Annotated in this window: 28 protein-coding genes; 16 read left to right on the top strand and 12 right to left on the bottom strand. The window is 34.1% G+C overall.

The window, feature by feature from the left end; genetic code table 11:
- Positions 1–15: 15 nt before the first annotated feature.
- Positions 16–816, top strand: coding sequence for a hypothetical protein (locus tag BGI23_RS04945; protein WP_001093365.1), 801 nt, complete (start codon positions 16–18; stop codon positions 814–816).
- Between the two features lie 26 nt (positions 817–842).
- Entirely contained in the window at positions 843–1277 is a 435-nt protein-coding gene (locus tag BGI23_RS04940) for a hypothetical protein (RefSeq protein WP_070805381.1), read from the top strand.
- Positions 1278–1421: 144 nt separating this feature from the next.
- On the opposite strand, the gene BGI23_RS04935 is transcribed toward BGI23_RS04940, so the two are convergent.
- The 3 genes from BGI23_RS04935 to BGI23_RS04925 are packed head-to-tail and all read right to left on the bottom strand — an operon-like array spanning position 1422 to position 2851.
- Positions 1422–1793: an ATP synthase subunit I gene (locus BGI23_RS04935; protein WP_070805380.1), complete on the bottom strand. Its 372-nt coding sequence runs from the start codon at positions 1791–1793 to the stop codon at positions 1422–1424.
- Between the two features lie 22 nt (positions 1794–1815).
- Positions 1816–2400, bottom strand: a complete 585-nt coding sequence (gene pssA, locus BGI23_RS04930; protein ID WP_157441025.1) for a CDP-diacylglycerol--serine O-phosphatidyltransferase — start codon at positions 2398–2400, stop codon at positions 1816–1818.
- Complete coding sequence (locus BGI23_RS04925; RefSeq protein WP_044792615.1) at positions 2393–2851, bottom strand: MarR family winged helix-turn-helix transcriptional regulator; 459 nt, start codon at positions 2849–2851, stop codon at positions 2393–2395. The genes pssA and BGI23_RS04925 overlap by 8 nt, the downstream gene beginning before the upstream one ends.
- A 439-nt stretch (positions 2852–3290) precedes the next feature.
- On the opposite strand from BGI23_RS04925, the gene BGI23_RS04920 reads away from it, so the two are divergent.
- From BGI23_RS04920 to BGI23_RS04910, 3 genes are all read left to right on the top strand, one after another.
- Complete coding sequence (locus BGI23_RS04920) at positions 3291–3557, top strand: YmzC family protein (RefSeq protein ID WP_000400975.1); 267 nt, start codon at positions 3291–3293, stop codon at positions 3555–3557.
- A 418-nt stretch (positions 3558–3975) separates the two neighbouring features.
- On the top strand, positions 3976–4542 hold the full coding sequence (locus tag BGI23_RS04915; RefSeq protein WP_070805379.1) for a TetR/AcrR family transcriptional regulator: 567 nt from the start codon (positions 3976–3978) through the stop codon (positions 4540–4542).
- Between the two features lie 58 nt (positions 4543–4600).
- The gene (locus tag BGI23_RS04910; RefSeq protein WP_070805378.1) at positions 4601–6457 is read left to right on the top strand and encodes an alpha/beta fold hydrolase; all 1857 of its coding nucleotides are present in this window, start codon (positions 4601–4603) and stop codon (positions 6455–6457) included.
- 483 nt (positions 6458–6940) lie between these two features.
- On the opposite strand, the gene BGI23_RS04900 is transcribed toward BGI23_RS04910, so the two are convergent.
- Entirely contained in the window at positions 6941–7723 is a 783-nt protein-coding gene (locus BGI23_RS04900) for a hypothetical protein (RefSeq protein WP_070805377.1), read from the bottom strand.
- Between the two features lie 575 nt (positions 7724–8298).
- Positions 8299–8544: a hypothetical protein gene (locus tag BGI23_RS04895; protein WP_000013681.1), complete on the bottom strand. Its 246-nt coding sequence runs from the start codon at positions 8542–8544 to the stop codon at positions 8299–8301.
- 198 nt (positions 8545–8742) lie between these two features.
- On the opposite strand from BGI23_RS04895, the gene BGI23_RS04890 reads away from it, so the two are divergent.
- The 8 genes from BGI23_RS04890 (at position 8743) to BGI23_RS04855 (ending at position 13106) form a co-directional block, all read left to right on the top strand.
- Complete coding sequence (locus tag BGI23_RS04890; protein ID WP_000540385.1) at positions 8743–8868, top strand: YjcZ family sporulation protein; 126 nt, start codon at positions 8743–8745, stop codon at positions 8866–8868.
- Between the two features lie 441 nt (positions 8869–9309).
- A complete protein-coding gene (locus tag BGI23_RS04885; RefSeq protein WP_000997169.1) occupies positions 9310–9570 on the top strand; it encodes a hypothetical protein in 261 nt (86 codons plus the stop codon).
- A gap of 509 nt (positions 9571–10079) precedes the next feature.
- Positions 10080–10421: a PadR family transcriptional regulator gene (locus BGI23_RS04880; protein WP_070805376.1), complete on the top strand. Its 342-nt coding sequence runs from the start codon at positions 10080–10082 to the stop codon at positions 10419–10421.
- On the top strand, positions 10414–10896 hold the full coding sequence (locus tag BGI23_RS04875; RefSeq protein ID WP_070805375.1) for a hypothetical protein: 483 nt from the start codon (positions 10414–10416) through the stop codon (positions 10894–10896). The genes BGI23_RS04880 and BGI23_RS04875 overlap by 8 nt, the downstream gene beginning before the upstream one ends.
- The gene (locus BGI23_RS04870; protein WP_070805374.1) at positions 10893–11420 is read left to right on the top strand and encodes a permease; all 528 of its coding nucleotides are present in this window, start codon (positions 10893–10895) and stop codon (positions 11418–11420) included. Before BGI23_RS04875 ends, BGI23_RS04870 begins: the two co-directional genes overlap by 4 nt.
- Before the next feature lie 107 nt (positions 11421–11527).
- Entirely contained in the window at positions 11528–12049 is a 522-nt protein-coding gene (locus BGI23_RS04865; RefSeq protein ID WP_048557807.1) for an excalibur calcium-binding domain-containing protein, read from the top strand.
- A 55-nt stretch (positions 12050–12104) separates the two neighbouring features.
- On the top strand, positions 12105–12752 hold the full coding sequence (locus BGI23_RS04860; protein ID WP_070805373.1) for a class D sortase: 648 nt from the start codon (positions 12105–12107) through the stop codon (positions 12750–12752).
- 153 nt (positions 12753–12905) lie between these two features.
- Positions 12906–13106 (top strand): hypothetical protein, encoded by a 201-nt coding sequence (locus tag BGI23_RS04855; protein WP_070805372.1) that lies wholly within the window; start codon positions 12906–12908, stop codon positions 13104–13106.
- 120 nt (positions 13107–13226) lie between these two features.
- On the opposite strand, the gene BGI23_RS04850 is transcribed toward BGI23_RS04855, so the two are convergent.
- On the bottom strand, positions 13227–14702 hold the full coding sequence (locus tag BGI23_RS04850; protein WP_070807274.1) for an MDR family MFS transporter: 1476 nt from the start codon (positions 14700–14702) through the stop codon (positions 13227–13229).
- A 142-nt stretch (positions 14703–14844) separates the two neighbouring features.
- On the opposite strand from BGI23_RS04850, the gene BGI23_RS04845 reads away from it, so the two are divergent.
- Positions 14845–15420 carry a TetR/AcrR family transcriptional regulator gene (locus tag BGI23_RS04845; RefSeq protein ID WP_070805371.1) on the top strand — a complete coding sequence of 192 codons (576 nt, stop codon included), beginning with the start codon at positions 14845–14847 and terminating at the stop codon, positions 15418–15420.
- Positions 15421–15596: 176 nt separating this feature from the next.
- Here BGI23_RS04845 and BGI23_RS28285 read toward each other — a convergent pair whose 3' ends face one another.
- Both BGI23_RS28285 and BGI23_RS04835 read right to left on the bottom strand, forming a co-directional pair.
- Positions 15597–15749, bottom strand: a complete 153-nt coding sequence (locus tag BGI23_RS28285; protein WP_070805370.1) for a hypothetical protein — start codon at positions 15747–15749, stop codon at positions 15597–15599.
- 174 nt (positions 15750–15923) lie between these two features.
- Positions 15924–16691 (bottom strand): TSUP family transporter, encoded by a 768-nt coding sequence (locus BGI23_RS04835; RefSeq protein ID WP_070805369.1) that lies wholly within the window; start codon positions 16689–16691, stop codon positions 15924–15926.
- Positions 16692–16800: 109 nt separating this feature from the next.
- Here BGI23_RS04835 and BGI23_RS04830 point away from each other — a divergent pair, with 109 nt between their 5' ends.
- Positions 16801–17586, top strand: coding sequence for a TrmB family transcriptional regulator (locus BGI23_RS04830; RefSeq protein WP_070805368.1), 786 nt, complete (start codon positions 16801–16803; stop codon positions 17584–17586).
- A gap of 453 nt (positions 17587–18039) precedes the next feature.
- On the opposite strand, the gene BGI23_RS04825 is transcribed toward BGI23_RS04830, so the two are convergent.
- Positions 18040–18666: a hypothetical protein gene (locus BGI23_RS04825; protein ID WP_070805367.1), complete on the bottom strand. Its 627-nt coding sequence runs from the start codon at positions 18664–18666 to the stop codon at positions 18040–18042.
- A gap of 230 nt (positions 18667–18896) precedes the next feature.
- On the opposite strand from BGI23_RS04825, the gene BGI23_RS27030 reads away from it, so the two are divergent.
- Positions 18897–19082, top strand: coding sequence for a hypothetical protein (locus BGI23_RS27030; RefSeq protein ID WP_172801675.1), 186 nt, complete (start codon positions 18897–18899; stop codon positions 19080–19082).
- 17 nt (positions 19083–19099) lie between these two features.
- On the opposite strand, the gene BGI23_RS28280 is transcribed toward BGI23_RS27030, so the two are convergent.
- The 3 genes from BGI23_RS28280 to BGI23_RS04810 are packed head-to-tail and all read right to left on the bottom strand — an operon-like array spanning position 19100 to position 21455.
- On the bottom strand, positions 19100–19267 hold the full coding sequence (locus BGI23_RS28280) for a helix-turn-helix domain-containing protein (RefSeq protein WP_070805366.1): 168 nt from the start codon (positions 19265–19267) through the stop codon (positions 19100–19102).
- Between the two features lie 44 nt (positions 19268–19311).
- Positions 19312–20598 carry a replicative DNA helicase gene (gene dnaB / locus BGI23_RS04815; RefSeq protein ID WP_070805365.1) on the bottom strand — a complete coding sequence of 429 codons (1287 nt, stop codon included), beginning with the start codon at positions 20596–20598 and terminating at the stop codon, positions 19312–19314.
- Positions 20595–21455 carry a DnaD domain-containing protein gene (locus tag BGI23_RS04810; RefSeq protein WP_070805364.1) on the bottom strand — a complete coding sequence of 287 codons (861 nt, stop codon included), beginning with the start codon at positions 21453–21455 and terminating at the stop codon, positions 20595–20597. The genes dnaB and BGI23_RS04810 overlap by 4 nt, the downstream gene beginning before the upstream one ends.
- Positions 21456–21507 lie beyond the last annotated feature (52 nt).

Raw genomic sequence — 21507 nt, 5'->3', positions numbered from 1 at the left:
GACTTTTAATTAATTATGAATACAAAACAATTAATTTCATTAGAAGAACTAGTGTTTTTATTAAATTCTACAAATAATACTGCATATGCAAAAGAGCTATTAAGTATTGCTTACAATGAACTTACAGAAAAAGAATTAGAAATAATTGTTTCGACAGTATCACATTCACTTTTAACAAGGAATCTAATTACATATGATCAACATAAAGAAGAAATTGATATACAACCAGATTTAAAACAATGGCTTAATATAATTAACAATCCGTCCACCGTGCTTCTATTACAAAAAATTAATATTGAAAACACAACAACAACAACTGGAAATATCTATTTTAGTGATAAAACAATTATTGGATATCAAAGTTTAAATGGTATTACCCATCAATTACAAAAAATAAACAATGAACAATTATATGTAGAATCAAAGACTCTTTTACAACTTACAATTAAAGAAGATCATTTGCAAAATAAAAAGTATGGATCAATATCTACTGACTTAATAAACAACATTGAAAAACTAATAACACTACCCTCTCAAGAAAGTATTAAAATTTTAACTGCTCATGATTTTGATATAAAATCTGCAGAAGAATTCATACAAGACCTAAAAACAACAAAAAATATATATAGCGTAATAAAACTTGAAACAAAAGATAATAAAGAAATCACTTCTGATAATGGCTTCTTTATTATTGAAACAAAAGGAAAACAATGGTTGTTTTCTCAAGATGAACAAAATGATGGAACATTATCATTAACGAATCTCAATGATATCCTGTTTGAGCAAAAAATAAATCAATTACTTAACAATCGTTGAAATTAAATTGGAGCTGATTTTTATTCATGAATAGACAAAATTCTTCTAATAACAAAGATGATTCCTCAAATAAAATTGCTGCTTTTATTGCAACGCTAGGAGCTCTATTAGTAAGTGTAGAAGTTTTATCTAATTTTTTTATAATTTTTTGGTTAATGATAATAGCAGTAACAAATTTAATAGTTATATTTTATCTTCAAATTAGTGTTTTTAGTTTAGTAACAACAATCCTTTTTGTAATCTTTTACTTTATATACAAAAAGTTATTTGCACATTCTAAATTTGTAGAAACCTTTTCAAAATATAATATGATCATTACAATAATTTCTTTATTAATTTTAAATATTTTATACATATCAAAAAAAATGTTTAACGGTGCATTAATTACTCCTGTGGTAATAATTATTACATGGTTAATTTACAAATTTATGTTTAAAAAAATAAAAAATAAGAAGAGCTAGTTTTATAGAGCAGACTCAAAATAGAGCACTTACTTTCATTTTTTATATTTTTTGGGAATTGTATTGATTTTATTGTAAGTATTAATAACCCCCTCCTCAAGAGCTTGAGGAGGGGGGGTAATTTCTAATTTAAAATGTACTAATCTATCCCTTCTCTTCCCTCATACTATAATACCCCAAATTAATAATAACCAAGAAGTACCCACCCATAATTCCAGCAGCGAATGTCCACATGTACTCACGATGTTCAATTTCATACATAATAATCGCACCGAGTATTGCGGCTGCGAACCGATTTATCATTGCGAGCATCGGTGCTTTTTCTTTTTTTACAATGCTGTTTCCGAACTTTTCGATACGCCTTCCTAAAATCCAGGCGCAGTACATACTAACTAACAGGCCAATGCTTATCCCTACAAACTGGGCTCGAAAAGGTGTCATCAACCATCCCAGTAACATCACGCCTAGCAAACAATATATTTGTATGTTAAATGATCTTAATGCCATACGAATCATGTTATGCTCCTTATCTCTCCCATTAATCCCATCTTTCGGACTTCAAGCTTTCCGATATATCTTTTTTAAAATGGGGGAATTTGATTTTGCTTACCATTAAATAAGCGAGTACGCATGTGCCAAACGCTACGGAAACTGGATTATTCAAAAAGCATAAAATGAGGAGACACATTGCCGCAAATGGAATGGGCATTCCGATAAAGGTTGGGAGTTTGCTTTGCTGCGTGTTAAATCTCGCAAGTCGAAGCATTCCGCAAATACTGTAAGCGAGCGCACATATCATCCCAATAGATTGCAAATCTTTTAAAGCGACACTATAGGCAAGAATAGATGGCGCTACGCCAAAAGTAACTAAATCTGCAAATGAGTCTAACTCTCCGCCAATTTCCGAAACAGCATCCATTTTCCGAGCAACCATGCCATCAAACAAATCAAATACCATACCTGTAATAATGAACATGACTGCACCATACATATCGTGAACGATAACAGCGTGAATAGCCAAAAGTCCACACACAAAGTTTGCTATCGTCATCATATTTGGTATGTAACTCATCACACGCTTCGCCTCCTTTCTACTAATTGCTTCATCTTCATTCTCACTCATTAGACTCAAGATCCTTCTGTTTTTCTTCCAATATCACTTTATTTATGTTCTTTAGCGTATCCGTCATTTGTTCTAAAGCACCGATATCGATTTTTGAAAAATACTTCTCAATTAATACATCATCTAACTCAGACAACTCCTCCATATACTTACTACCGTTCGGACCAAGTGTAAGGAAATACTCCCTTTTATTATTAGGATTTACTTGTTTTGAAATCATCTTCTGCTTTTCCAATTTCGATAAAACTTGACTCACAGCGCTTTTCGATATATTAAAAGTAGTCGCGATGTGATTTGCTGTCGTGTTTTCATTTAAATGAATATGAAATAACATACTCTCTTGCTGTCCTGTAAGACCGTACTCATCTTTCAACTCCTGAAATAGTAAAATGTAGAATTCATTATAGGCTCGATTCATTTCATTAATTATTTCTTTATAAGTTCTAGTCATAGCACTCTTCCTCCATGCTGTTATTTTGTTTCGTTTAATAGTTAAGTTCACTTAACTTAACTATATTATACCGTTATGTTTGTGTAAAGGGAAATCAATCTCTATCCATTCCTATAACACGGAATAAAGTATGCCATTTGCCTTTTCCACTGTTTTTCATTGATCAAATTCCGATCTCTCTGGCATGATACATCTATCATTTTGAATAAATAAACATAATCATTACAAAAATTCCATATAGACCCATTACTGGTTAAAATGTTATAATAAAATTACCCTACATAGTTACTCATATTCCGATTGAGGAACTAGCGTCTTATTAAGCAATGCGCATAACTCAAATAAAAAAGACACTTTTTACAGTGTCTTTTTTATTTATATTCTAAGGATTTATCTCTTTTAGACACAAAATCTATTACATGATAAAGGAGACTATCAAATGGAACATCCTGTTGCAAGAGAATTACGTAACATACGTATATGCCTTATCATCTTAATTATCGTCATCGCATTTTGGGACCGTGAGAAACCTGTAGAAATCACTGACCATAGTAGCGATCCTATGTTAAACACTAGTAATATGACCCAAATTGGCGATCATACATTTGCCTATAAAGACGAATCTAATCAAATTAAAATATTTAAGTTTGATCCGGATACAAACGAAATAAAGCTAATAAAAGAGTTTTATGCTAGCGAATATTGATTATATACAATAAATAATTCAAATTGATAAAAGGCACTTTAGGGTGTCTTTTCTTTATGGAGTAGGATTATGAAAAGACAGATTTACAATTCTAAGCGACTCGTTGGTAATACTCCATCACCATCAAGCTAATATTTTCATATCCCCCTAAATTAAAACTTTCTTTCTCTAACGATAGTTACTCTGAGAAGCCGGGCATTTTTTTCTTAAGTTGATGGACATGTATGGTGACCCCTATTAGACGATAGTAAATTAACAATTTCGGGGTTCAGTTCAACTTTATTCAAAATAAGATTTTTTTGCAGTAAAATCAATGTTGGTGGAACTTTTTTAATCAAACTTTTTTTAAAATTAACATAAATACTTGCAATATTTAAATTAGTACTATATAGTTCTAATTATGACAAAGGTAAAATTAATGAATCAAAAACGTGTGATTGAAGTAGCTGCAACATTATTTTTAGAAAAAGGGTTTGCTTATACAAGTATGGATGAATTAGTACGTGTAAGCAAAGTTTCAAAGTCGAATGTGTATTATCACTTTTCTAATAAGGAACAATTATTAGAAGGAGTCGTTGATTATTGGATTGAAATGTATCAATCTGCAATTGATGACGTAATTTCTCAGAGCCAATTTTTAGTTGAAGATCGTATCCAACTGTTTTTAAAGCAATTATCACAAGGAGTTCAGTCGAGAGAGTATAAGGGGAGCTGTCCATTTATTACTCTTTATATTCAAAGTCCTATACAGGCCACGCAAATAAAAGAAAAAATAGGTCTTTTTTTTACAGGATTACAAAAGAAAGTTTCTCTATTACTTAAACAAGGGGTAGAGAATGGAGAATTCAGAAATACGATTCATATTGATGAGGTTGCATCACTTTTTATTACAAATCTTGAAGGAGCGTTATTTATTTCAGAAACATTGAAGGATGCAACTGTAATCACGAAAACAGCAGATCATTTTTTAAAATTGCTTCGATAAAAGAAGCATTTTTTTTACATCAAATTAGTACTAAGTAGTACTAAAAGGGGGATTTTATATGAGAACAGTATTTTTAACTGGTGGAACAGGCTTTATTGGAAAGCAATTAGTGAAAGAATTAGCTAGAGAGGATGTTAAAATTCTTCTTTTAGTGAGGTCGAAAAGTAAAGCAACAAGCATTTTTCAAGAAAGAGGCATCTTAAAAAAGGCAGTTATGCACTTTATTGAAGGTGATTTAACGAAAATAGATTTAGGTCTAAGTGCTGAAGATAAGGAGAGGGTGTTGGAAACGGATGTGATTATTCACGCAGGAGGCCCCATGGATATTCAAGCGACAAGTAATGAGGCAGCTTCCGTATTTTTAAATGGCGCGAAACATATTAGTGAATTAGCTAAAAGTATTCATCAATTGAAGGGCTTGCAACAATTTATTCATGTTGTAGGTTATATGAGCCCCTTTGATGATAAAAATAGCAACATTGCAATTGATGTGTTTAAAGAAGGAAACAATTATTTGAAAATAAAAAATCCATATGAGAGAACAAAATTTTTAGCAGATCTTTATATCCGTCACCAGGCATCAGCAATAGGTTATCCACTTTCTGTAATTAATCCGCCAACTGTAGTCGGTAGTAGCAAAACAGGGAGTACAGAGCAGATAGCAGGATTAGGTTTACTTGTGATGAGTATGCGAAGAGGGCTCATGCCAGTGATTCCTGGAGGTAAGGGATATAGGTTACCACTTATTTCAAACGATGAGTTTGCGAAGTTTATTGTGCAGGTTTTCAGGTTGGAGCAACCGACTATCCAAACATATACACTTGTTGAAGACAAACAGCACGATCAGAACATTGCTGAATTATTAAGTATTATGTCGGAAAGTATGAATATGAGGGCACCAAAAATCTCGGTTCCAATGCCGCTTATGAAAACAATTATGAATAGTGGAGTAAGTAAAATAACAAAAATTCCTTCTGATGGACTGAATTTTATTACAAAACGAAAATTTTCAAATGTTTCAGCGAAAAAAATTATGGGAGAGGATTGGTTTAAGAAGACGAGTGTAATGAAATTTCTCCCTGCTGTAGTAGCAGATCTGGACTATCGAATGATATATCAAAATGGCCAGCATAATCATTTATTTAAACGAACATTATGCGATAACACTACCCTTTACCAATTACAAGGAGAGGGTAAACCGTTTATTTTATTACATGGTTTATTGAGTGATGGAGAGGATTTATTTCCTTTAGCACAAGAGCTTCATGAAAAAACTGGTCAACCTGTATGGATCTTGGATCTTCCAGGTTTGGGGCGTTCTCCTTTTAAACGAGATAAAAATCTTCTAGATATCTATTTGAATGTAGTGAAAAAGTTATTGGAGAAAGCTACTAATGGTGCACATCTAATTGGTCATTCATTCGGTGCATTTATTCTTCTGGAAGCATTGGTACAACAGTACATAGATAAGAAGTATGCAATCACTTTACTTCAGCCACCTGTTGTTAAAAAAAATGCTAAATCGCTAAATGTTCCTCAATTTATGAACAAATGGACATTAAAACTGGCAACTACTAATTTCATAGAGCGATATTTATTAAGTAATGGTTTGTTTGAAAGTATAGAGAGCATCCCTGAACATTATATTGAAAAGATAAGTAAAAGTTTTACTTCTCCTAGAATTTTAAATACTACGGTTCAGCTTAACAGTTTCCTACTGAAAAACGATCAAGGTGATTTCAATGAAGTAACAAAGTATAATCTTCACATTATCTGGGGGGGTTATGACAGAGCATATTCTGCTCCATCGCATGTTGGTAAGATTGATTTTGTTCCATATGGCCATCATTTTCCTCTTAGCCATCCGAGTGAAACGGCAACATTAGTAATAAAAAATAGTAATACTAGCAGATGAGAGTGTGGGATAAATAAAAGTGTGTAGTAAGATCGTTGTGTCTTTGAAATAAAATTGTACTGTTTTGGGTCCCACCCTATGCCCATCAACTTCAAGATTTTATAACACCCCAAAACGAAAAAATGAGATTTTTATTACAAGTAAGCACAATTTTTCGTTCTGGGGGTAAAATAATCTTCGGATGGGAGTCCAATACATATTATTAAAATTAAGATGGTTCAAGTCGGAGGAAAGCGCCTTAAGGTGTCTTTTCTCTTTAAATTAAAAAGGAGCTGACTGTATGGAACATAATAAAAACGGAATCCTTGCTTTAATTGTTTTGTTTGTGGGACTCGCATTTTTTGTTATCGGTATGGTTTATCATTTGTGGGGGACCTTTTAAATTGAAGAAATTTTATTTACTGGATACGAAAATGAAGAAGAACTTTCCTTACGAAAAGAACTCATATGAATTTTTAAAGAGGATGCAAAGATGCATCCTCTTTAATTTATCTTCCGTCCGAAAAATGTAAAAACAAAAACATCTTTTGTCCATTTTCCTTTCCCGTACATATAAAATACGAATCCACTAATACTAGTTAGTATAATAAGTACAGCGAAATATATCCAATTTTTTTCATTACCATTCTTTAAGCTATCTATAATTTGCTCCTTCGTATGTCCAATATGAACAAATTTCCCGTACCTACTAGGTAATTCTTTTATTACTTTTCCATCTACTGTTCCAAGTACAACTACATTTTCTTTATTTTCTACTGCTCTAAATGAATAAAAGCGTTTTTTTCCATCTGCTAACTTGGTAGTATTCGCCTGAATATCATTTATTCTTGTTGAAATTACATTCTGATCATTTAATTCCATAAAGGGAGTTTCCAAAGACACATTTTCTTTATTTATTAATTTTAATTCTTTATTTCCGATATGTATTGGTTCATTATAAAAAGCTGTTACTTGACCGTTACTCCATAACGAACGATTTGGTGCAGAAGTCTGTGTATAGTATGTTGTTTTTTTCTTTTGAATTCGATTCACTACCGCATACCCATCAGCAAGTAGCGTTTCATCTCCTGTTACACGTTCAGAATATATCTCTCCCCTTACAAAATATATACCATTTGCAACCTCTTTTTCACTTGAAATCATCTGTATATCACCGAGTTCATTCCAGACTAAAAAACTATTTAAACTCCTATATCCATAAAACAAACATGCCATTAATAAAATGGTAAACATTGCCCCTATTTTAAATGTTGCCTTTTTATTCATTACTTGTTATTCCCCCATATATTATGAATGCTTTCATCTTAATTATAATTAGCAATATTATTGCTGTATATATATTAATCTTTTTCTCTAAGCTAACTAACTTTTTTATCACAATTTAAGTAAAACATCAAATAACACTGATTCCACACGCACATTTAGATTTGGATTTTACCCTTTCACTTCAGATGATAATTTTTTCAGCCAGTAATAAAGCCGATGAACCGATAAGTTTTGCTTTAACACCAAAAACCCTTTGATAACCCACTGTTTTTATAGTCCTGAATATACATTTCTCATTCTTTATATACTAGGTATCTTTTCATAAAAAACCTTTACATGTAATACGTATAGAGTAATAACAGACAACTAAAATATATACGACTAAATATTATATAATTCATATATATGCAATATTACATAAAAATCTTTATTATTACATGCTATACTAAAACAGGAGTCGACAATCGTTATTTTCTTCTTAGTTTTAAAGCAATATGGATATATACCTTCTTATCGCATTTGGATTGTACAAGCAAAAGAAGACATCTTAATTGATGTCTTCTTTTCTTATATTTTTATGAATTCCTTTGAGCAGATGCTCTCCAAGCACGAAAAGATGTTGGGTGTCCAGAATGAGCTCTTTGCTTTGCAGCAGCAACAGCTGGTTTTTCTTCAATAGTCTTTGGTTTTTCTTCCACAATCACTGATTTTTCTTCAAGAGTATTCACAGCTGTTTGCATTTTTTCCAGCTGTTCTTTTAAAGCTTGCTGTTCAATCTTTAAATCTGTAAGTAAACGTAAAATCATTTCAGAATTAGCCATAAAGATCCTCCTTCCCCCAATGCACAGAATAAAATAGAATATGTCATCAGCGGAATAGCGGTGACAAAAATAAGGTCGTCAACTCTTATAAAATCTAAGCACCTTTATTTTTCAAAAGGACCTGCTCAAGATTATCCGTAAAAACATAAAGTGAATTAAATCCATTAATTAATGGTCTTTATGGAAGGAGGAGTTAATATGGGCTATGGCGGTACTTGTGGTGGAGGCTGCGGTTTCGGCGGCGGTTTCGCTTTACTAGTTGTACTCTTTATTTTATTAATCATCGTTGGCGCTAGCTGTTGGGGCGGCGGATTCGGCTGCTAAGGGAAGGCACTCTTGAGAGTGTCTTTTTTTACTTATAATAATTAATTTTCCCTCTAGCTGCACTCAATTTACATATATAATCCGTTAATGCCCTATGAACTGATTACTACGTCTCCCTTATATAAACTCCTCTTAAACAACGGGTTTTTAGAGTCATGAATATAATACATTACGTTTAACCTCTATTGGTATTATTTTCCTAACTTGTAATAGGCAGCACCTTGTATTCAAACAAAAAGAAATAGTATGCTTAAACTGTAAGAGTACACTTATTGTAAAGAAACATTAATTACAGCGTCTCTTTTTTGATCTAATAGCTCAATCAATTCCACAAAGTATAGATTTAAATATTAGATACCATTAATGGAGGGAATTGAATTGAAAAAAATCTTTTCCAGTTTGAGTATTATTTTTATATTAATCATTTTAGGAGGGTGTAACATGAATGATGATAAGAAAGAAGAACAAAAAATAGTAAAAAAGGCCGAAGAAGTAACTATTAAATATTTCAAAGAAAAAGAGAATTTAGAAGTAGTCATTACAGGACATAAATTTGCTCCAAGTGATTTTCAAACCGTCTTTATAAACGGGCATATAAAAGATGATGAGAGTAAAACCTTTTCTGCAGATGTAGAATACGGTGGAGAAAAATATCATGTAAGTTCCATGTCTCATTCTAAAAATTTAGAACTTAAAAACTAACACTGTAGGCACTCATAAGAGCATAGCCATCAACTTAAGAAAATGAATAAAATAATGAATTAGGGTACCCTTTCATGCAGTACTGTATGAAAGGGTGTTTTAATTTATGGCTATAAACAATGACGCACCAATCGAGGAACTTATGTATTAAACAGGTATGATTCAACCAAAACAAAAATCTCAGGCACAGAATCTTCTATTACTCTTTGTATTTTTAGGACAAACAATTAGTTCTGAGTCTTTAGTTACTCTTTGCACAAAATTAAATGCAGCCACTGTTAGTTGTATTTCAACCGAGGTACTCAATAAACATTTGAACGAGAATGCCGCATGCTTTAATTTTGTCACTCAACAAAATCAGAAAACAATTACAATTAAACCGATTATATTTTTCTTCTGAAGAATTACACATTTTGAAATTGACATAACACTTCATGCACCATATACTGTTAACAACAGTATACTGTCATTAACAGTATAAATCCAAATTCATTCTAGGAGGTATATCCATGAAACATACAGGAAGACATACAGGTGCATTTCTTTTGTTATTTCTAGCTGAGGGTGATAACTATGGCGGACAATTACTGCAAAAGTGCGAGGAAGAACTTCCCGTCAATCCAATCGATAGTGCCATTTTATATCGTACGCTAAAAAAATTAGAAAACGAAGGTGCAATTGAATCTTATGTAAGTACAGATCATCAAGACAAACCGAGAAAGATGTACAAAATTACATCTGCTGGAAAAGAACAATTGGCAGATTTTCAAATGGATATTGAAGAAAAAATGAAGAACTTATCCTTTTTCCTAGGCAAATATAAAGACTTACAGGAATCCGACCATGCTTAACGGCGTGATTCTTTACACGTTAGCCATTATTCTTACGGGGATTTCTTTTATGAAGGAACGCAAGAAAACGAAAGATTCTCTAATGAAGTCGTGGAAAATGTTTCGCAACCTTCTCCCTGCGATGCTCTCCGTCATGCTTTTCGTTGGCTTATCGCTTTCTATATTAACGCCGTCCTTTATCTCTTCTATCATTGGAGAACAGTCCGGAGTGTTAGGTATTATGTATTCAGCAATACTCGGATCCATTGCACTTATTCCAAGCTTTGTCGTATTTCCTCTTGGTCATACGTTAGTCCAACACGGTGCAGGCTTACCTCAAGTTGCGGCACTTATGTCTACATTCATGTCAGTAGGAATTACAACCTTGCCGATGGAACAAAAGATATTTGGGCGAAGCTTTGCTTACGCACGTAATGCATCTGCTTTGCTCATGTCTCTTCTATTCTCCTATATCATTTGGATGGTGATGGTATGAAAGAACTAAAAAGATATCGCTTCTTTTTCGTCTTACTACTCGGGCTCTTTCTATTAACTTTTATAAATCAATCTTTAGGATGGCGTGCATTACAACTAACAGGGAATAGCATTTTAGATATGTTGTTTCTCCTCCCCCCTGTCTTACTATTTGTAGGGTTACTTGATCAGTGGGTGAAAAAAGAAACGCTCATGAAATATATGGGTAAAAAATCAGGTATGTACGGAATCTTGTTTTCTCTATTATTAGGAGGCATTGCAGCTGGTCCCCTCTACGTCGCCTTTCCAATCGCAGCACTACTATTAAAAAAAGGTGCAAGCATTCGGTACATCGTATTTTTCTTAGGCGTTTGGACAACTGCGAAATTGCCAATTCTCGTGTATGAATTTTCTTCATTTGGAGCTACTTTTACACTTATTCATATTGGTTTCGGTTTAGTATTCTTTTATGTAATGGGGATTGTGTTTGAGAGGTTTTATGATCCGGGAGAGTTGCTTCGGTATGATGTTACGGAGGAAATGTAGGATTCTTAAAAAATCTTACATTTCTTAATTTTTCCTATTGTATTTTCGAATATTTGAATGTAAAATATTTCAATGTAATACATAATATTGGGAAAAGGGAGAAAATCATGAAAAAATTATTAGTTTCAGCAACAGCGTTCACACTTTTAACTGTGGGGTACAGTTCTTCTGCATTTGCAGCGAAAAATCCAAACGACAAAAACTGTGGGCACTTCAAAAACAAGCAAGAAGTTATGGAGTTCTGGCACAGCAATGGATATAGCGCAACTAACGACCCTCACGATCTAGACCGTGACAACGATGGTTTACCTTGTGAAGTTAAAAAAGGGGATTATGACCAATTTATAGCTAGTAAACAAACTGATAAAAAAGATGAAAACAAACCACAAGAACAAACTAAGCAAGAACCTGCTAAACAAGAAAACACGAAACAAGAACAAACTAAACCTCAAACAACTACAAAAGAAACAAAGAAAAACAACGATACAGCTGTGAAAAAAGAAACTAAAAAACAAGGCGAAAAATTGCCAAATACAGCATCAAACGGTGTTACAATGATGTTAGCAAGCTTAGGTTTAGCTGCAGTTGGATCTGTATTAATGTTCCGTCGTAAAAAAACAAACGCATAAAATAATTCCTTTACAGGACAGGGTTCCCCTGTCCTTTTAAAATGGAGTGATAGAAATGAAAATAAACCAATGGATCGGCTTATGTTTATTTATCGTTGGAATTTCGATCTTTTCTTATTGTTTTATAGAATGGTATAGTGCTAGAAGCTCAGCGGAATCTTTAGCCTCTAGTGAAATAAAAAAATATGAAACGCAAACATCCATCATAGCATCTCCTGAAGACAATAACGATACAATAGAAACTCCGCAAAAACATGAAGAAATTTTACGAATTCCGTCTTCAGAAGTAAATCATAGATTAGGACAAAAAATAGCCTACTTAATCATTCCTAAAATCCAAAAGAAATACTCCATATATTGGGGCGCTGATGATAAAGTACTAAAAAAGGGTGTTGGTATGTTTGTTAGCGAATTAACGACTACACCATCTGGAAATGGTCACACGGTTTTAAGTGGTCATCGAGATACTGTATTTACCGAACTAGGTCAACTAAAGGAAAATGACCAACTAATTGTAGAATATGAGAATAAAACCTATACATACAGCATTAACAAACATTGGATAACAAACGCAGAAGATCGAACTGTCATTGTAGAAAAAGAGGAACCAACATTAACATTAACAACGTGTTACCCTTTCAACTACATTGGTGACGCCCCAGATCGTTATATTATTGAAGCGTCTTTACTTTCTACTACTTAAAAGGAGATGTCCCAAGAGTCATTTTTTGACTATGTGACACCTCCTTTTTATTTTAGAAACATTACCGTAACTTTAATTTGATACAGTATAATTAATGTATAATACAGAAAATTCAACATAATCATTTTGTAATATTTTTGGGAGGTGATTATCTTGAGTAAAAACGTCAATTTACTTTTTCAAATAGTAATTGGAATTATCATTATGATCGCACCTATTCTCATTACAGGGACTATGTATGATGTCACGAAAACGATGGGTGACTTATTAGTTGCAGAACTTATTATAAGAACACTTTCCCTCATTATTGGACTTTTAGTTATTAGTAAGGCTTTACATCGTTATTCTCAATAGATCTTTATACTAAAAAATAGACAATACATACACCACATTTCCCTCCGCTGTTTGAACTATTATTACGAAAGAAATATAAAAAGACATCTTTAATCATAAAGATGTCTTTTTATATAAACCTTAATTTTCGTTCTGTAAAACCCCTGCCACCTTTACTCCCTTTTTCTCTTCTTTTAAGAATAGCGATACGATAAATGCAACAACGATAAAGACTAATCCAAGTGCAAATGCACCTTGGAATCCTGACGTTAAACCATTTAACTTCTCTACTGGATCCATTGGATTTGCGGAGCTTTCCATATACTGAGTTGTTCCTGAAGACATTTTTGAAATAAAGATAGCCGTACCAATTGCGCCAGCTACTTGCTGCAGCGTATTAAACAGTGCTGTTCCGTGCGGATATAGATCTGGTGTTAATTGATTTAAACCGTATGTTTGTGCTGTCATGACAAACATGAGTCCAACCATTAATACGCTGTGCATAATAATAATTTGTAACATTGATGTGTCAGGTGTAATGCCTTTAAATAAGAACATTGCAATCCCTACTAACACAATGCCGGGAACGATAATAACTTTCGGACTAAATTTATCAAATAGTTTACCTGCAATTGGTCCCATTATGGCGCTAATAATACTTCCCGGAAGCATGATAATTCCTGATTTAAAAGCTGTAACGAGTAAAACTGTTTGCAGGAACATCGGTAATAACGTCATCGTTGAAAATAACGACATCATCACAATGACAATTAATCCAACTGATAATGTAAACATCGGAACTTTAAATGCTCGTAATTCTAAAATTGGATTTTCAATTTTCAATTGTCGAACAGCAAAAATACATAATGAGATAAGCCCAACAAGTAAAGTACCATACACTTTCGCATCAGACCACCCTAAATCACCCGATGCACTAAAGCTATACACAAGCCCACCAAATCCTAATGTCGATAAAAGGATTGATGGATAATCTACTTTTGGTCTTGTTAACTCTGAAACATTTTGAATGTACTTCATCCCAATCATAATGGAAATGATCACGATTGGAATAACAATATAGAATAACCAGCGCCAATTTAATGAATCCACAATTACTCCAGATAATGTAGGACCAATTGCCGGAGCTGCCATCATCACAAGTGCAATTAATCCCATTGTGGCACCACGTTTTTCAGGCGGACAAATGATTAAAATCGTATTCATTAATAACGGTGTAATTAATCCCGTCGCTACAGCTTGGACGATACGGCCAATTAATAAAATGGAAAATGTCGGTGCGAATCCCGCAATTAATGTACCAGCTAAAAACGTTACCATAGCGATCAAAAACATCTGTCTCGTTGTAAGCCATTGCTGAAGTAACGCTGTAATTGGAACTAAAACCCCAACCACCAACATGTATGCTGTAGAAAGCCATTGAATCGTTGAAGCTGTTACACCGAATTCTTTCATTAATACTGTTAACGCATTACCAAGTAACGTTTCGTTTAATAACGCAACCATTGCCCCTAAAAGTAATGCAATTAAAATGGGGGTATGTTTCATATTAGAAGTATCAACTTTGCCACTTGCAGGGCTCTTAGTTGTCATATTCATTTGCAAATTCTCCTCCTGTTTCTTACTTAAAAAACTTTAAATATACCTGAACACATGTAATATAATATACATATGTAGATTAAAAAGGGAGAATCAATTTTCAACCACTGTATATTTAATCTACAAAAAAGGAGAATTGTAGATGAACGATAATGAAAAACAACTCGATTTACGTATTAGACGTACACATAAATTACTATGGGATTCCTTATTTGAATTAATGACGCAATCAAAACAAAAATATAGCACGATCACGATTAACCAAATTTGCGACCGTGCGATGGTACACCGAACAACCTTTTATAAACACTTTGAAGATAAAGATGCTTTATTAGCCTTTGGATTTAAACGATACAGCAAGATGATTGCTGAAATACCCGTTTCAGATCGATTAAGTAAACCATTTCAAGTAATGGAACAATTTCTACACCATGAAGAACTCGGTAAAATATTAGAGACGCAAATGTCTGATGAACAATTTATTAACCAGACACAGTATTTAAGTCACGAAACGAGAAAACAAGAAATAGAAGCGTTATATCAACTGCGCAAAAATCATACGATGCCAAATGATTTAATCATTGAATTTTATTCAGGGGCAATCACCTCATTAAGCGCATGGTGGTTTAAAAATGAAAGAAAAGTTTCTGCTACTGAAATGGATATGTATCTCCACCAACTTATTAACCGGGATATTTTTCAGTTTGAAAAGGAATAAGACTGCACCTTTTCAATCATGCAATCAAATTGACCCCAAAATAGGAATATGATATATTTTCCGTAGAATACTATATAAGTGTAACAGCGAATGAATTGGCATATAATAAAAAGAAGAGATGCGCTAACATCTCTTCCTTAACTGCTACCGTATAGGGTGGTGGTTATTATACGTTATTATTTTTTACGAAACCCACCCTTTTGCTTCCTACGGCGCGGAGTGGGTTTTTTGTTGTCCTTACCCAGAAGTTGCTTCTGCAAAAAATACGCTGAAACTTCGCGCACAGTTGCTTTGACAAACTCTTTTACAAGATCAAACAAAAAGTCCATATTATCACCTCCTTTCCTTCCAAATAGAAAGAAGGGATAACCACCCACCCTCACAATACGCAGTTGACTTTATTTTATCAAATGATTGTAAAGATATTATGTAAATAAAACAAATGAAATTTTATATGGAAAAATATGAGTTTATATTATTTTCATTCTCTTCACTTAGATTACTTACTGAATATAGTCATACAAGTTTTTCGCTAACAACAAACAAGTTACGGTAATGAAAAGGGCGCGAACATACCCGCTTCCTTTTTTTATAGCAAATCTGGAGCCGGCGATTCCTCCAGCAATTTGAGCAACTCCCATTATAAAACCATACACATAGTTTACTTGCCCTACATACATAAACATGAACAATGCACCAACGTTACTTCCTAAATTAAGAAACTTCGCCGTACCTGCTGCTTTTAAAAAATCATACCCAATAAATAAAAGAGAAAACATTAAAAATGAACCTGTACCAGGACCTAGAAATCCATCATAAAAACCAATAATAAAAATAAAAAAGGTAAAAATAATGACGTGTCGACCAGACAATTTTTTATGAGTGGAAATACTTCCCCAATCCTTTTTGAATATCGTATAAATAGCGACCACACCGAGCATGATCAGCATTAATGGCTTTAATACTTCTGGATTCATTAAATGAACGGTCCATGCCCCTATTATGGAACCTATGAAAGTGATTGGAAATAATTTAAACGCCGATTTCAAATCAAGATTACCAGAACGATAAAACACAATATTACTAGTTGCACTCCCCATTGTTGATGCTAATTTATTTGTGGCTACCGCACTTGCTGGATTCAATCCTGAAAATAATAAAGCTGGTAAAGCGATTAATCCACCACCACCTACAACTGAATCAATAAATGCAGCCACAAACCCAAAAACAATCAAAATCATTAATACAGATGGGTCTAAATAAAAATCCATATTAGTAGCCTCCCCTTTAGTCACTATTGTAATAGTAACTATCAATTTGCTAAATGTAAAGAGTTATTGTAACGTTGAAATATAACAGCAAACATCGGAGGACAAAAAAGTGGACTACATAGTGCAACAGCTTAAAAAAATTGGTTTTAATGAATATGAAGCTAAATCTTATGTATCTCTTGTGAAACAAGGGCCTGTCACAGCCTATCAAGTAAGTAAGGATTCGGGTGTCCCAAGAGCGCGAATATATGAGATTTTAGGTAACCTTGTAGAAAAAGGAATTGTCATGAAGGAAGAAATAAATGACACCACTCGCTATTCACCTCTACCTGTTGAAATCTTTTTACAGAAGGCTCAATCAGAATGGCAGTCTACTTATGAAGGAATTAGTGATTCATTAAAGAAACTAGAAACTTCCGAAGAAAAAACGGATAATCGAGTCATTACTTTAAAAGATAATCAAACAATCATTAGCTACTGTCAAACATTAATAAAAAAAGCAGAACGACGTATTGTCATTTCGATGTGGGATGAAATGTATGAAGCGTTAAAAGAGGACCTAGCTGAGGTAGCTGATAAAGTCACAGTACAAGGCATTACTCTGCATGTTGAAAATCCTATTAAAAATCTAGAAGCCCATCGTATAACAACTTATACAGAAACCCTCTCTACAGAACATTGGTTTATTTTATCGATAGATTCTAAAGAGATGATTTATGGCCCATCACTTGAAGAGCGTAATATTGCTTTTTATACAGATGACCCCGTTCATATATACTTATTAGAGGATTATGTATGGCATGATGTTTTAGTAAATCGACTTGTCCGACGTAGCCAAGATGACTTGGAGCAATGGATTACTGCAGAGAGAAAGTCTTTCTTTATGGAGAAATGAGGAACATATTGAAAGAATCAAAGAATTTGAGGTGCGACGCTTATATTGTTAAGTATGTTGATTGCTGAGGTGGATTTTAAGGGGAATGTGACGTAGGCATTTTATTGAGATAGATGAACATGCCCCGGGGAAATCTTTCTTTTCAACATCTAAATAAAAAAGACACCAATTGGTGTCTTTTTTAAACATTTAATGTAAAATTTTTATTATCAGATTTTACATTTGTTTTTCTTACAATTTCCGTTATTCTCTTCATTAACAATAAGAGAATAATAGCTGCGTATATAACATATATAATTCCACATTTAATAATAACCTCTAATCCATCAGTATCTATCTTTATAAAAGTGACATAATCTACATTTTCAAACAAACAACCTAGTTGCTAGAGCTAAACACCCTAAATAAAATATATAAATGAGCAAAAAACAAACGCATATATTATTTATTTATTTATTTATTTATATAAGAAACTAATTTATCAGATGTTATTTCCTTTAATTCTTTTAAATTCTCCTCTAGCATAAGTAAATAATCTTTCAACTCGTTCTTTGTGTCAAAAGATCTCTCAGTATAAATAGCTTCAAAAAACAAATTACTTTTTTTATACAAATCAAAATGCTCTATTTCAACAACTATTTCAATAACCTCATCTTCTATCTTTTTTATTTCATCAAGTTTATTTTTAAATATTTGTTTTAATTCAATACTTAAATTTTGATTTAACAATAAGCCCTCCATACCTTTAATATTTCTTTGAATTTTATCAATCCTTCTTTTCAATATATGAAGCTTTATAACTTTCTTTTTTATACTCTTATTTTTATCCTTTTCTTCACTATTTGTGAAATTCCAATAAATAGTTGCCATTGCTACAAGCATAGCACCAAAAGTGGAATTTGTAGATTTTATTATTTCAGCATTATTATTCATATTAAATCCTTGAGCAATCAATGAACTTATTCCTTCTAAACCAGCAAACAACCCAAAGTATAACAATATTGCTAGCAAACCAAATATTATAGGGTAAATTATCGGTTTTAAAAAAGTTAACTTCCAATTTGTTTTTTCTTTAAACACAAAAACACTCCTTTATCCATATATTCAAATTAAATTATATCATACATAATATAATTTGAAGCTTTTATACACAACTCTCTCACAAAAGGATAAGGAAAAAAGATAAAGAGAATAGGGAAGTGCGTGGTATTTCTAGAAAATCATTGGATGCTCTTTGCAAAATAAATTAATGCATTTAATTAGATTATTTCCGATATGGAAGCCTACTACACAAACTGTAAGTCATGAAAATGTTTCGTAATCTTCTACCTGCCATGCTTTTCGTTGGCTTATCCCTTTCTATATTAATGCCGCCTTTCATCTCTTGCATCATTGGGGAACAATCTGGATTTATCGGCATTGTTTATTCAGCGATACTCGGATCCATTGCACTTATGTCGACATTAATGTCAGAGCGCATAAAAAAAGAGCAATGACGGACATTGCTCCTCTGTTAATGAGATAAACGCTTCTCCCACTCTTTCACCTTTTCAATTGTTACATCTAATTTTTCAGCTATTTCTTCTACACTCATTCCTTTAAAGAGCATTCCAGCTACCGAAAGTGCTTTATCAATTTCTTCTTGCTTCTCTTGCTCATATAAACGACCTACTTTTGTCATCCGTAACTACTCCTTTACCTTTTTATATGCCTTCTTCTATTTTATCATCCAATCTCCACAAACCGACCAAACTCCTTCAAAAACCGCAGCTTAAAAATCCCCACAGGTCCATTCCGATGCTTCGCCACATGGATCTCCGTCATCTCTTTCTGCTTCGTTTCTTTATCGTAATAATCTTCTCGATACATAAGCATAATGACATCCGCATCTTGTTCAATTTGTCCTGTCTCCCTTAGATCAGATAAAAGAGGACGCTTATCCTGACGTGACTCTACAGAACGAGACAATTGCGATAATGCTACTACACAAACATTTAACTCACGTGCTAATAACTTAAGCTTACGAGAAATCTCACTAATCTCTTGAAATCGATTTCCCTTATGCTTCGGATCACCCGTAATAAGCTGCAAGTAATCTACAATGACTAAAACCTTCTTATCACCGTGCTTCCTCTTTAACTTACGCGTTTGCATCCAAATATCTTGCACCGAAATGCCTGCGTTATCGTAAATTTCAAATGGTAATTCCCCGATTTCCGCAAACGCCTTACTCACCTTTTCCCAGTCCTCTATCGCAAAACGATGCTTCGGATTTTTCAGCCTACCTCCTGACACTTCACCTACGCACGACGCCATCCGTTTTAGCAATTGCTTACTACTCATCTCTAACGAAAACAACCCAACCGCCGCGCCAGACTTCGCCGCATGCAGTCCCACATTTAACGCAAACGCAGTCTTCCCCATAGAAGGACGCGCACCAAGAACGACAAAATCACCTTCCTGCAATCCGCACGTCATTTTATTGAGCGATGTATAACCAGTCTCAATACCCGTAATCTCTTTCGCATCTTGATGAAGTTCTTCATATAAACCAACTAGCGCATCCTTCAAATCAAACTCACATACACAGTCCTTTTCCTCTAACTCACAAAGTGCCGTAATCGTCTCACCAATAATCTTCTCATTCTTCTCCGCAATAAGACGCTCTCCCATCTTGTGCCCAAGAACGCCAGCCTGATACATTTTCCAGGCACCTCGAACAAGCCCCTCATAATAAGAGAAGTTGGCAGTTGTAGGCACACCATCCATTAACCCTATAAAATACTCCATTCCCCCGATTCCCTCTAAAAACTTCGGATCCACCCTAGAAATGAATGTCACAAGATCAATCGGTTGCCCCTCTTCTTCCATTTTTCGCATTAGCTGAAATATAGACTTATGCACTGACAGAGAAAAATACTGCTCCGTCAAACGACACTCCTTAATAAGCTCTCCATCAAGTAATAGAGAACCTAATACCGTCTTTTCCGCCTCCACATTTTGAATACTCATGGCCGCCACCCGCGTTCTGCTAAAAAGCGCTGCAACTCTTCCTCAGACGGCGCATTCTTCTCCCACTCCTCACACCTCGCCAAAAACTCCTCCGTCTCAACCGTACTAACAGACGAATCCTTCTTTCTAAAGCTCGCCGTATCCGCCTCAACCTCAGAAACTTTCGTAAACCCTTTCCCATGCCACCCTCTCAAAATCCCCTTCACATAAGCAACCGTCCGCTTATTATTCTCAAACGCAATTTGAAGAGCCTTCAGCACAAGCTCCTCTGACAAATTTTCCATCCACGCACTCAATTCCTCCACCGTATGCGGAGACAAACTACCGAAATTTTGCTCATAAAAAGAAAACACGCGACTCCCTGTCTCTTCCTCTATAACCTCTTCTTCCTCTGTCTCCTCGCAAACTGGCTCAACATCATCCACAGCTAAATCACTCGGCATACCGAAATGCGCTAAAAGCATCGGAGCATTCAGCTCCTCCTCTACGCACTTCTGAAGAAACATATGTACAAACTCCTTATTCTTCACACCCTTAAGCTCACGAAGCACGCACTTCTCCACATTCGTATTCGTCACCGGATTATAACGAAGCCAATTCAAAACGAATAACTCACGAGTATCCGCATCATAAAGAATCTTCCCATAATCAATGAAGCGCTGCACAAGCTTATCAACAGTCTCCCGATTATAACCCGTCTCCATCTCAGCTAACCGCTTCGGAAAAGGAAAAATCCCACACTGCGTCGTCTTCGAACAAGTTAACAAATACACATAAAAATACCGTTCCTCCGGCGTCAAATCCAAAACAAAATCATCCTGCCAAAAATTCACCTGCACAGTACGATACACCGCCATCCAAATTCCTCCCGTCCTCATTCAAAATGTAAAAGCCCCTTTGTAATATATA

The sequence above is a fragment of the Bacillus sp. ABP14 genome (genome assembly GCF_001831375.1).
GTDB lineage: Bacteria > Bacillota > Bacilli > Bacillales > Bacillaceae_G > Bacillus_A > Bacillus_A paranthracis.
This window is presented reverse-complemented; position numbering and strand designations above follow the sequence as displayed.